Origin of the sequence: Limosilactobacillus reuteri subsp. reuteri, assembly GCF_000016825.1 — a bacterium.
Taxonomy (GTDB): domain Bacteria; phylum Bacillota; class Bacilli; order Lactobacillales; family Lactobacillaceae; genus Limosilactobacillus; species Limosilactobacillus reuteri.
In genome coordinates, this window is sequence record NC_009513.1 from 1,097,394 (window position 1) to 1,109,338 (window position 11,945).

Sequence of the window (11,945 nt, forward strand, 5' to 3'; positions counted from 1 at the left end):
TCTTTTCCTTGATTATATAGACTAGCATGACGAAAAACAAATTTATTCGTACCGTTTAAGTGTTGCCCCAATTCCTGCAAGCCAAATAACAGCGCCAAGGACAATAATCGGAAGTGAAGATTCATCTCCGGTTCGTGGCAAAACATTATTTCTTGTCTTATCCTCAAAAGACTTAGCTAATGAAGGCTGGGTAATCTTATTCTGAGCTGTCTGCCCTTTTATTACTCCGTTTGGTTGGACGGTATTTAGCTTGGTTTGCGGAGTCACCAATATTTCTGGTGCTGAGGTTTGATTATTATCATTAACTTCTATTACCTGGGTAGAAAGATCGTTCACACGCATATTATTTTCTTGGGTACTATCAACCGTTTCTTGTACAGGCGAAGTCACTTTATTAGCGTCTGCCTGTTTTTCTGTCGCGGTAACAGTAACTTGCTCGCTAGTTAAAATCACCGATCCATCAGGAAAAACAATTAAGACATCTTCAGTATGCTTTCCGGGACGTTGAAGGTCGGTCGCAACTTTAGCATCATCTTTCCACACTACCTTTGTTCCCTGAGGCAGCTTATTTTCTTGTTCATCGCCAGGCAAAGTAATAACAGCTTTATTCTGATGATCATCATTTTCAACCGCAATCGCTGTCGTAACTTTAGGAGTAGGAGTTACTCCTGGCTCAACCGTTAGTGGTTCAAGGTTGATTAGCGAACTATACTTTAAGGTATCAGTTTGTGCCGGAAGTTTCTCTTTTGCTGACGCTAACTTTTCTTGTGAATTTGTTTTATTGAGAAGTGCTTGCAAGAGTTTGGTTTGCGCATTGATTGCTTGAGATTGCATCACATTGCGCTTATCTTTGGCCTGAGTAAGTAGTTCTTCTTGAAGTGTCAGATTTTGTTGAGCTTGTGACATTGCACTTTCGGCATCTTTAATTTGTTGAGTAGCAGTAATAAGCGGTTGTGAAATCTCCTCTAACTTTTGAAGTAATTCTTGAGCAGCAATGGATGTTTTTTCTGCCTTTTCTACAGCCGACTGCATTTTATTATGTAATTCGGCTAATCTTTGTTGAATTTTGTTTAGAGCTTCCTCGTGATTTTCAATTAAGTCACTTATTTGGTCAGTTGGATTATCCTCATACCATCCATTAGACATTACTGGAGAATATGACAAACCATAAGAATCGATATTCGCCCACCTAATATCATCTTTTGGTTTATAATATTTCCCGTCTTTTTGGGCTTCCACTACCTTATATAATTCTTCTAGTTCTTCTTTTATTGTTAATCTTGCTTGCTCAAGATTTCTAATATTATCTTCAAATGGTCGACCCATTTTCAGATAATTAATGGTTCTCTCGTTTTCAGCAATAATCTTTTTCAATAAATCAATGTTTCCTTGATAGTCATTCGCAAGGAAATTTTTATACGCTTGATTCTTAGAAGTTAAGTTTCCTTGGTTATAATAAGTAATATAATCAAGCATTGATCTTTCATAAACGCTCAATCCACCACCAGAAAATGCCGTGTATGAAACATCAACTGGTTGCTTCAATAATTCATAATATTCATCATGAGCGTTAGTTAAAACTTGTTGAGCATTTTCTTTCATTTGCTCAAGAGATGATAATTGCTCTTTCGTTTGTTTAACTTGATTCTTATTAGAATCGACATTTTGATCCGCGTCTGCCAAATTTTGATTAGCAATATTAAGATCATTATTTGCGGTTGCTACATCAAAATTGGCTTTATTAACCGCGTCTTGGGCTGCACAGACATTCTGCTGAGCTTGTTGGTTCGCATCAGGCAGCGTTTGTTGAATAGTATTTTTATTATTTTGCACTGTATCAGCTTTGGCGGAATTACTAATGGCCGCCACCCCCGTTGTAACAGCCATCACCGTCGCAGTTGTTGCTAAACTCTTCTTTAATTTTCTTTTCTTCATAAATAAAACCCACTTAATTATATTTAAAATTACAAAAGGCCAGTCAGCGAATAACGTTGATTGGTCTTAATAATCTTTATCATTTTAGCATACTTTATGATGTACACAAAAAGAGATAATATGTTAAATACACATTACCTCTTTTTCTTAGGCGACAACATGAACCCAATCATGAAGTATTAATAAATACTAACGCCCGTATAAATTACCTGTTTTCATTTCACATAATGGGCTGCCGAAGCATTGAAACTAATCTTTAATCCCATTCGTTATTATAATTATAACAAACCTTAAACACAATTGATAGTTTTAATCGATTAAAACTACACCGTATTTTCCAGCACCATTATAAATTAGTCCTCCATCATATCTCTTTCGTCTAATTTTTTGATAAATACTGGGATCACTCTTTTTTTGCCCTATCTTTACATAATGTAACAACAAAGGCCGTGGAATAAAATCAGCAATTTGTAATAGATTATTATTACTCATTTTTTCTACAAAAGAAATGCCGGTTAATTTATTTTGTAGATATAGAGCCGAATACCGATAAGTACCATGGCACATTATTTTATAATATTGCTTACGGACTCTCGAATCTAGTTTTTGATTATTAATTGTTTTTCTACTTTCTAAAATTATATTCCCTGTAGCATTATGATCATATATAAATTTTGTATAATTCTCCATAATAGTTTTCATACCAAGATAATAAGAAGTATAGGTAGATTCTTTAATCCTATAATTTTTATTAAGTGACGTTACATCAATGATCGTTCCCAATACATAACAATACTCATTAATAATATCGCCAATTTGGTTAAAAACTAATTTCATATTTTTCCTTCTAGTTAATAAGGAATATTCTGGGATTTCATTTAAGATTTTTTCATTATTTTTACCGGCTTGCCTAATATCTGTTTCGTGGAGAATTACATTAGGCGTATGGAACAATTCCTTTTTAAAGTTAATTAGCCTATTATTAATCTCCAACTTATCTTCTTGATTGATAATCACTCCAGCAATTCCATATACATTGTGCTGATCGCGATTTTTATTCCATAGTTTTGTTTCATCTAAATATAAAGTATACTCATTCACCGAATTTTACTCCTTTCGATCTAAAGTTCATATTTTTCTAGATCATAATCTTCAATAACTGAAAATAATTTCATAAAATATGTATTGTCTATTTCATTTTCTTTACCCTCTCCATCTAACAACATTGTTACAGCATCACAAATAATTGAGTAAAGCATGTATACCGAGTTTTTCTCAATTTTCTTTAATTTACTTACCAATTCTTTTTCGTCGTCCTCATCACGAAAAGCAAGTAATATGTATAAAAGGCCAAAAGCTGGAGTCGTATAAGCCCAATCTAATCGATGTAATAGTTCCTTTGTTGATTTCAATAATTCATGATCATCCAAACTTAAAATAAAATCATTCATACTATGTGGTAAATATTTTCCATTAACCCCTAATAAATAACTAGCTTCTGAACCTAATGCCTCAGATAATTTTTTCAAAGTTTCAATAGGGATTGGACGAATTCCTAATTCATATTCAGAAATATATTCCCTGGTAACTCCAATTTTCATTCCTAATTCTTTTTGTGTCATATGCTTCTTTTTTCTTTCTACATAAATATTGTTACCAGGATTTCCTTTTTCATTAAAATTAACTCTATCTAATAAGGTAGGAGCCTTAGAATTACTTCTACCAGTTAAATAATTTACAGATACATCAAAATAATTTGCAATTTTTTGAAGTTTTTCTTTATTAAAAGGAATTTTTTCTTGTTCATAAGATGAAATTAAAGCTACGGAAACTTTTATATTTCTTTTTTTTAGTTCCTTACTCAACTGTTGCTGTGTCAAATGCTTCTTTCTTCTTAAGAATTTTAAGCGATTCATAATCATAACTCCTTCTTTTTATGATATATAGAATTTAACACAAACCCTTTCGATTTACTTTAATTTTTAGTAATTGCTGAAAATGGATGAAAATTCAGTTTTTTTTGAAATTTTATAGCAAAAATTTTATACTTTTTACTGCATATACAAAAACGCACCTCTTTCACAAGAAGTGCGTTTTCATTTCTACCTATTTGTATTATTCTTCAAATGCCTTTAGTTGTTTCCAAAACATTGGGAGCAAGAATAACTGGAGGAATAATACACAACCAGTAAGGACACTTGTATAACTAAAGAAGATCAATTCTGAAAATAAGTCGGCTAAGATTACGACCGCGATACAAAGCTGGCCAACCGTTAACCATTCTCGCTTAACTTTATTAGCTGAGAAGATCATTACTAATTGGATTGCTACTAAGACTGCCTGGATCAACTGTAGTAGAAATAGTGAATGCATTTTATATCTCCTAACTAAAAATTATCCTCGTACATTTTACTACACGTTATGAATTTTTTAATTACAGCTTTTTTACATCTATTTAACAACTGTTGAAACCTTTTTCTTCGTAGTATACTTGCGCCACAATGTCTGTAAATAATAAGCAGCATAACAAACAATTACAAACGGAATCGTACAATACAAGGCAATTCGTTGTTGTGGATCAAACCAAATTAAGATGCAAGAAAGGCTGCTAGCAATAAATGCAAACCATGGAACAACCGGATACCATGGCGTGCGATACTTTAACTCACTTAACTGGTGACCAGCTGCTAAAAAGCGCCGACGAAAAATGAGTTCACATAAGGAAATTGCAATCCATACAAAGACAACCGCTAATCCAGAAACAGAAACCAAGACTAAATAGACCGTTCCAGCCGCATAGATGCTGGAAAGCAAAGCTAACACCCCACCAAGCATACTTAAGAGCAATGCGAAAACCGGAATACCGCGCTTATTAGTTTTGGCGATGACAGCCGGAATCGTTCCTTCATTAGCTAATGACCATAACATCCGGGTTGATGCGTATAAACCAGAATTAGCGGCAGAGATAATCGCGGTGAGGACAACAAAATTCATTAAATCGGCAGCATATGGAATTCCAAGTTGGCTAAAAACGTAGACAAATGGGCTTTGCGTTACCCCCGCCTTTTGATAAGGAATCAAAGAAGCCATAACAATCATGCTCCCGACAAAGAAGATCACTAAGCGCCATAAAGTAGTATGAATTGCCTTAGGGAGGGTCTTTTCAGGATGCTTCGTTTCCCCCGCGGTGATGGCGATTAATTCAGTCCCAGAGAAAGCAAAATTAACCGTTAGCATCGTCATAAATAAGCCGCTAAAACCGCCTGGAAATAGCCCATCCTTAGTAAAGTTGTTCAGCAAAGGGGCATGATGATAACCTTGAATCGGGATAAGATCAATTACTGCTAAAGCTCCTAACAAAATAAACGCGCAGATTGCGACTACTTTAATCACCGCAAACCAAAATTCGCTTTCCGCAAATGCTTTGACAGTAAAAATGTTAGATAAGAGGATAATAATGATAAATAACAAGCTCCACCACCAAACCGGAATCTGGGGAAACCAGCGCTTCATAATTAGGCCAGCCGCGGTAAATTCGGAGCCCATCGCAATCGTCCAAGTCAACCAATAAAGGATCGCAACGGTAAATCCAGTAGCAGGCCCAATCAGATTTTTGGCATAAACATGAAAAGCCCCCGTATACGGCATCGCAACACTCAACTCACCTAAACATAGCATGACGGCATAAACGATTAACGCACCAATCAAATAAGCAATAACGGTTCCCAACGGCCCAGCTTGATGAATCGTGTAACCAGAACTGAGAAATAGGCCGGTCCCGATCACCCCACCAAGCGCAATCATCTGGATATGACGAGCACTCATTTCACGAGCTAAATGCGTTTTCTTAGTCATGATAGGCGCCTCCTTTTAAGTACTCATGCAAGGCAGCAATATCTTGTGGCGTAGTAGTACAGCATCCCCCAACGATTATCAATCCAGCCGCGATCCATTGTGGTAAGTAATCAACTAAACCGCGACGCCCATGGGGATAGCTCCACGTTTTTGTTGTCGGATCATAAGTCGCACTCGAATTGGGATAAGCAATAACTGGTTTCTCAGTAACTTGATGGACCGTCTCAATGGCTGCCGTTACCTCTTCTAATGGAATACAATTCACGCCAACTGCAAAAACATTTGTATACTTCGCAACGGTTCGAGCCGCCACTGCTAACGGTGTCCCATCTGGTAAATGCGTGGAATCTTTCAAGGAAAAACTGACATAGCATAGGGTATCGGGAGCTAGTTCTTTGACAAGGTCCAATTCTGCCAACACTTCATCTAAGCGTGGCTGGGTTTCAATCGCGATCACATCAACACCAACCGTTAAAATATCAGTTAATCGTGGCCGATGAAATTGTTGATATTCAATTGTACTGAGGTGATAAGCACCACTATATTCACTCCCGTTAGCAAGATAAGCGCCATAAGGACCAAGCGCGCCCGCAACATAGTTATAAATCCCGGTTTCCTGCTGATATTCATCACGTGCTTCTTTAGCCAAGACGACTGCTCGTTGGATCAATGAATGGGCCTCTTGTTTTGAATAACCATTCTTTATGAATGCCGGAACATTTGCCTGGTAGGTATCAGTAATTGCTAACCGATCACCCGCCTTAAAATATTCCTGATGAACTTTTTTAACTAATGCTGGCTGGTTAGCTAAAACACTCGCCGTCCATAATGAGTTATTGGTATCAGCACCTAATTGTTCCAAAGCCGTTGACATTGCGCCGTCAATTAGTAATGGTTTAGTTAATTCTGCAGTAATCTTTGTCATCTTTATCCCTCCTCGTAAATAAAAAAGCCCCTCAAAAAGAAACTAGTCTTTTCAAGGGACGATCAATACGCGGTACCACCCAAATTCAGGAAAGTTAAAATCCTGCACTCAAACAAACTTATTCATAAGTAATAAATTTGCAGCTTGGGTAACGGTAGCAACGCCGTGATCTGCTAATTATTCACCGATCAATCGCTCACGAACCATCTTCACTAACTCTAGAAATACTGCATTGCACCAGTCACAGCTCTCTGTTAAATCTATCATTAGTTACTCATTCGATCTCAGCGAATTCTCATATAAATTACGATTAGTATAACGAGCGAGGGCAAATTCGTCAAGGGTGTTTTTAATGTGATTTTAATTTATAAATGAATCTGATGTAAGAATAATATCTATACTTTATAGAAAGAATGCTAATCTTGTTTTAAATAGAGAGTAATTCTATAACTGACTTGTAAAATCTATAAACGGTATATTCTGTTCACGAAATTTAGAAAGTGAGGTAATACTACGAATTTGTGGTCTGATATAGGACAGAAGTAGAGAAGCAGCATTTACCTTTAAAAGATCTTCTTCCTCTTCTGTACTCAATCCTTTTTTCCAAATAAACTTTGCCTTCATCGTCTGTCTAATAAAGAACGGCTTATTACTATTCATATTTATTTGATTAAAATTGGAAACTGTTAGAGAGACAATGGAGCTTTTATTAAATTTACTTTCTATTTGAATATCACTATGGTTAGTGCTTATCATCATATTTTGAGAAATATCTAAACTACCTTTATAGTTAGGATTTTCCATAAATATGGACTCTACTAACTCAGGATTTGTAAACTGAATGATACTTTTGTTATTTTGTGAATCCATAATTAAGCAACCTTTTGTTCAATTGTCTTAGTTTCATTGAATGCTGAATTTGTATTTACAGATATTAGATTATGATCTTGCGATGAAGCCATTATCAAACTATTTAACTCATCAATAATATTACTGTCATCTTTATCATCAAAAAAAGCAGAATAAATCTCTTCATCTGATATCCAGTTCTTTGTATCCAGAGCTTCTTCTTTCGTCGTTTGTAAAATTAAGTTAGAAAAAATAAAAAGCCATTTGTGATAGACTTTTGAATATCCCTAATCAAAAGAAAGGCAATCACAAATGACCTATAAACATCTTACCACACGTGAATTAACTCTCATAGCTGATTTTTGGTATCAAGGTACTAAAGCTTATCGGGCTGCTAAATTACTTCAGCGTAGTCAAGAAACCATCTATCGTGTTTATCGTTTCCTCAACGACGGTAAAACCATCGACCAATATCTTCAGACTTATCAGCGACATAAGCGTCGTTGTGGCCGGAAGCAGACCCAACTGCCAACTATCGAAGTTAACTATATCCATGCGCAAATCAAGGCAGGTTGGACTCCTGATACTATTATTGGTCGTCATGAACACCCGATTAGCTGCAGTATGCGCACCCTTTATCGCATGTTTGCCCGCAATCAGTATGGCTTTTCCGTTAAACAGCTACCGATGAAAGGAAAACGCCATCCCAATGGCTATGTGGAACATCGTGGTAAAGCTGGCCAATTAGGACGCAGTATCTATCAACGATATCGTGATTTTCCGCATTACCAACATGAATTTGGGCACTTTGAAGCTGATACAGTTCAAGGTAAAGCTCACCGCGGAGCGATAATGACACTAGTAGAGCGACAATCCAAAGTAATGATTGTCCTTAATATTCATCATAAAACAGACGAAGCAGTGAATTGCCAGCTTGATCAATGGCTCGCTAAACTGCCACGTCACTTTGTTAAATCAATTACTTTTGATAACGGGAAAGAATTTGCTGGATGGCGAGAAATAGCCAATAAGTATGATCTTCACACCTATTTTGCGGAAGTCGGTGCTCCCAATCAACGAGGGTTAAACGAAAATAATAACGGCCTCTTGCGTCGTGATGGTCTTAGTAAAAAGCTAGATTTTCGCGACTTACCAGACGAACTAGTCACTCAGCTAATGCATCGTCGCAACAATATCCCACGAAAATCTCTTAATTATCGTACACCATTAGAAGTATTCTTGAGTCATGTCACAGAAGAACAACTTTCACCTTTTTTCTAATTTAAATTGACATTTCAGGTATGAAATATTTTATACCTTTAACTAATCTATAAAAATTTTCTAAACCAGCTATAGGTTCTCCATTAGCTGAATTATCAAGTGTCTTTTTGCCAAATAAAAAATATGTTGCATCCTTTAAGATCCAATAGTTTGGATTATTTTTCGCCAATCTATTAACCAGCTTTAACGCAGCATAATTGTTATCAATGATTAAAAGCTTTAATTGCTCTAATTGAATAGATGCTCCAACTTCATTAATAAAAAAATTGATACAGTTAATAATATCAGATTTAAATCCCAACAAATAATTAATTAAATCAAGTGATTGTGTAAAGTTAGGAATATATTTTTGATCACGAATAACTTCTAACACGTCACGCTTTGAAATAATGCTTTGGGAAGTCCTAGCCTTTCTCGCAAGAAGTAACAATGTATTTAAAATTCCTACAATATCAGAATTTGTTTGATGTTTGCTTAACCACTTACTAATAATACCACATACATAATTTTCTGAATTTAGAGCAGGTAGAATTTTTATCTTACACCTTCTTACTTTATAGATGTCTTTCTTATCTATCTTTAGCTTATTAATTATTTCGTTATCTGATAATTTACTAATGTTACTTCCAAAGTCATTAACATTAGTAAAAAAGTTTCTAGCTTTATTATCTAATTGCGAAAAATATAGTAAGTACTTATCCTTATTATCAGGTAAGTTAGTGATTACTTCTGAAATTTCTGATAATTTTTCTTTACCGATTTTAACTTGTACAGAAATATTCTGATTTATTATTTCATAATCATTGTCACTCTCGACTTCAATCCCTCTAAAATTATTTTCATCTATAAAGCAAAATATTGAATCTATCAATGTGTAATCCTGATAGGCAAATCCTCGCGATGCATATATACCTTCCACGATCTGGTAACGCCATAATATTTCTCCTTTCTAGAAAATAATATTTTCATTAGAAATTATGTCAACACCGATTTAAAATTGTCAGAAATCACCGGTTTAAATGCTGTTTTGTATGTTGTTCCGTGTAATCTTTCATGCGATATGATTTACCAGAAATTTTAAATATTTCTGAATGATGAACTAATCGATCTAGAATTGCATTGGCAATAGTAGGATTAGAAAAAGTTTGTCCCCATTTAGATAGCGGAATATTAGTAGTAACAATGATTGACTTTTTTTCATATCTCCTTGAAATTAGCTGAAAAAATAGGTTGGACCCTAAATTATCAATTGGTAAATAGCCAATTTCGTCGATTATTAAAAGCTTATAACGAAGATAGTTCTTGAGCATAGGCTCAAGACGATTCTCTTGATAAGCTAATTTCAACCTTTCAATTAGTTCATGACAATTAACAAAATAAGTACTCAAATGGTTTTTACATGCTTCAACTCCTAGTCCAGTAGCTAAATGAGTTTTACCCACCCCGGAACTGCCAATAAATAAAACATTACGTGCATTCTCAACAAATTCCATTGACATTAAATTGATTATTTTTTCTTTATCAACAGAAGGTTGAAAATTAAAATCAAAATCCTTAATTTCCTTTTGGTAAGGGAAGTGTGCTGTGTGAATTGACATACGAGCTGAGCGCTGCTTACGGTAATTTAATTCTTTATCAGTTAATTGTTTAAGAATTTCAGCTAGCGAGAGTTGTTTGTCTCCTTCGAGGTAATTTGGTAAATATTCTCTAATAGCATTTAGTTTCAGTGCTTCTAAGTTATTTTCTAGTTCTGTATAAGCTGTCATTGATTTATCCTCTTAAATTATCAAACATAGTAAGATTACGTTGAACCTGTTTCTCTAATTCTTCTTCGGCAAGATCGTGATATACACCGTTACTGAGTACTTCTTGTAGATCGTCATGGTGATAATTTATTTTCTGATCCGAAAGCAAATGCTTTCGAAGAAGGCGACCATCAAATGATACAAGAAGTAGAGAATCGGTTATATTGACTGTAACTTCTTTTCCGATATACTTAACTGGTACAGAATATTTATTACCCTTGTAAGTGATCATGGATTCATTGGAAACTTTGCGAGTTTGATCCCGATCAATTACTGACAGAAGCAAATTCTTGTCAAAAGGTGATAAATATTCTTTTTCTTTTGTCCATAAAGTGTTTAGCTTCTCCCCAGTTGCTTGACTCAATTCATTATTAAGCTGCACATTTAACTTGTGAATTAGCTGTGCTAAGTCATTTACATTATCAAATTCATAATCATAGACTCTTAATCGTTCAATGGTTCTAGCTAGTGATTCGACTTTACCTTTGGTTTGTGGTCTGAATGGTTTACATGATTTAGGTGTGAAACCAGCAGTGCGTGCAAACTCCAGTAACTTCTCATTCCATACAACCTTAGTAAAGGAACTTCTAGCATGATCAACAGCTGTTTTCATATTGTCGAAGACAATTTCTTTAGGAACTCCATTCATAAATTCAAAAGCTCCAACAAGACTCGAGAATAAGGTATCTTGTTTCCGATCAAAGACAAAATTAAGATACTTTTTCCTGGAATATCCAAGAACATAAAGAAAAATTGAGAACTTAATAGGAGTACCTTTTCGGGTATGTAGAACAAAATCCTCTTTCCAATCAACTTGTGCAGATTGACCTGGCGCAGTCTGAATTCTTACAACTGGAGTTGTTTGTTTTTTTACTTTAATTTGATGGCAATAATCACGCAATATACTTATACCGCCGGTATAACCCATCTCCTTAATGAAATAAAAAATTGAAGTAGCTGAACAAGAATTCTTAACCTTCTCATCAATAATATTTCGATAGGGATCTAATTTACTTTTACGTCGTTTTCTTTTGTTTTCATAACCATCGTCTTTCAAATAATAATATTTTCTAGCTGTCCTTGGATCACAGCCTAATTGACGACCTAATTCAGTAAAATTTGGTTTAATTTTATCCATTTGATATTTTCTCAACTCCTGTCGAATATCTTGTCTCATATAAATTCCTCCAGATTTAATATGAAACAAGTATAAAAAATGTTGGAAAACCGACAATTTTAAATCGGTGTTTTCCAACATTTTATAACCGGTGTGGACAAAATTATATTATATATTC

At 34.9% G+C, this 11,945-nt stretch carries 11 protein-coding genes and 1 other annotated feature; of the genes, 1 reads left to right on the forward strand and 10 read right to left on the reverse strand.

Annotation, left to right across the window (positions count from 1 at the left end; genetic code table 11):
• Window positions 1-42: 42 nt before the first annotated feature.
• From LREU_RS05460 to LREU_RS05490, 7 genes are all read right to left on the reverse strand, one after another.
• Entirely contained in the window at window positions 43-1,935 is a 1,893-nt protein-coding gene (locus LREU_RS05460; protein WP_003667066.1) for a hypothetical protein, read from the reverse strand.
• A gap of 309 nt (window positions 1,936-2,244) precedes the next feature.
• A complete protein-coding gene (locus tag LREU_RS05465; RefSeq protein ID WP_003667064.1) occupies window positions 2,245-3,036 on the reverse strand; it encodes a DUF3800 domain-containing protein in 792 nt (263 codons plus the stop codon).
• Window positions 3,037-3,056: 20 nt separating this feature from the next.
• Window positions 3,057-3,851, reverse strand: coding sequence for a helix-turn-helix domain-containing protein (locus LREU_RS05470; RefSeq protein ID WP_011953480.1), 795 nt, complete (start codon window positions 3,849-3,851; stop codon window positions 3,057-3,059).
• Window positions 3,852-4,050: 199 nt separating this feature from the next.
• On the reverse strand, window positions 4,051-4,308 hold the full coding sequence (locus LREU_RS05475; protein ID WP_003667061.1) for a hypothetical protein: 258 nt from the start codon (window positions 4,306-4,308) through the stop codon (window positions 4,051-4,053).
• A gap of 78 nt (window positions 4,309-4,386) precedes the next feature.
• Window positions 4,387-5,790: an amino acid permease gene (locus tag LREU_RS05480; RefSeq protein ID WP_003667060.1), complete on the reverse strand. Its 1,404-nt coding sequence runs from the start codon at window positions 5,788-5,790 to the stop codon at window positions 4,387-4,389.
• A complete protein-coding gene (mmuM, locus tag LREU_RS05485; protein WP_003667059.1) occupies window positions 5,783-6,715 on the reverse strand; it encodes a homocysteine S-methyltransferase in 933 nt (310 codons plus the stop codon). The genes LREU_RS05480 and mmuM overlap by 8 nt, the downstream gene beginning before the upstream one ends.
• 51 nt (window positions 6,716-6,766) lie before the next feature.
• Window positions 6,767-7,010 (reverse strand) — a binding site (T-box leader).
• A gap of 149 nt (window positions 7,011-7,159) precedes the next feature.
• Window positions 7,160-7,585, reverse strand: a complete 426-nt coding sequence (locus tag LREU_RS05490) for a protein-export chaperone SecB (RefSeq protein WP_003667058.1) — start codon at window positions 7,583-7,585, stop codon at window positions 7,160-7,162.
• Window positions 7,586-7,876: 291 nt separating this feature from the next.
• Between LREU_RS05490 and LREU_RS05495 the strand changes: the two genes are divergently transcribed.
• Window positions 7,877-8,845 carry an IS30 family transposase gene (locus LREU_RS05495; RefSeq protein ID WP_003667057.1) on the forward strand — a complete coding sequence of 323 codons (969 nt, stop codon included), beginning with the start codon at window positions 7,877-7,879 and terminating at the stop codon, window positions 8,843-8,845.
• Between the two features lies 1 nt (window position 8,846).
• Here the strand turns inward: LREU_RS05495 and LREU_RS05500 are convergent, their stop codons facing one another.
• From LREU_RS05500 to istA, 3 genes are all read right to left on the reverse strand, one after another.
• A complete protein-coding gene (locus LREU_RS05500; protein ID WP_003667055.1) occupies window positions 8,847-9,764 on the reverse strand; it encodes a hypothetical protein in 918 nt (305 codons plus the stop codon).
• 88 nt (window positions 9,765-9,852) lie between these two features.
• Complete coding sequence (gene istB / locus LREU_RS05505; protein ID WP_003667054.1) at window positions 9,853-10,611, reverse strand: IS21-like element helper ATPase IstB; 759 nt, start codon at window positions 10,609-10,611, stop codon at window positions 9,853-9,855.
• Between the two features lie 4 nt (window positions 10,612-10,615).
• Entirely contained in the window at window positions 10,616-11,827 is a 1,212-nt protein-coding gene (istA, locus tag LREU_RS05510) for an IS21 family transposase (RefSeq protein ID WP_011953482.1), read from the reverse strand.
• Between the last annotated feature and the right edge of the window lie 118 nt (window positions 11,828-11,945).

What these genes read in the sequence shown, in the direction of transcription:
- LREU_RS05480 (WP_003667060.1), bottom strand. Translation starts at nt 5,790, where the DNA reads ATGACTAAGAAAACGCATTTAGCTCGTGAAATGAGTGCTCGTCATATC.
- mmuM (WP_003667059.1), bottom strand. Translation starts at nt 6,715, where the DNA reads ATGACAAAGATTACTGCAGAATTAACTAAACCATTACTAATTGACGGC.
- istB (WP_003667054.1), bottom strand. Translation starts at nt 10,611, where the DNA reads ATGACAGCTTATACAGAACTAGAAAATAACTTAGAAGCACTGAAACTA.
- LREU_RS05475 (WP_003667061.1), bottom strand. Translation starts at nt 4,308, where the DNA reads ATGCATTCACTATTTCTACTACAGTTGATCCAGGCAGTCTTAGTAGCA.
- LREU_RS05495 (WP_003667057.1), top strand. Translation starts at nt 7,877, where the DNA reads ATGACCTATAAACATCTTACCACACGTGAATTAACTCTCATAGCTGAT.
- LREU_RS05460 (WP_003667066.1), bottom strand. Translation starts at nt 1,935, where the DNA reads ATGAAGAAAAGAAAATTAAAGAAGAGTTTAGCAACAACTGCGACGGTG.
- istA (WP_011953482.1), bottom strand. Translation starts at nt 11,827, where the DNA reads ATGAGACAAGATATTCGACAGGAGTTGAGAAAATATCAAATGGATAAA.
- LREU_RS05490 (WP_003667058.1), bottom strand. Translation starts at nt 7,585, where the DNA reads ATGGATTCACAAAATAACAAAAGTATCATTCAGTTTACAAATCCTGAG.
- LREU_RS05470 (WP_011953480.1), bottom strand. Translation starts at nt 3,851, where the DNA reads ATGAATCGCTTAAAATTCTTAAGAAGAAAGAAGCATTTGACACAGCAA.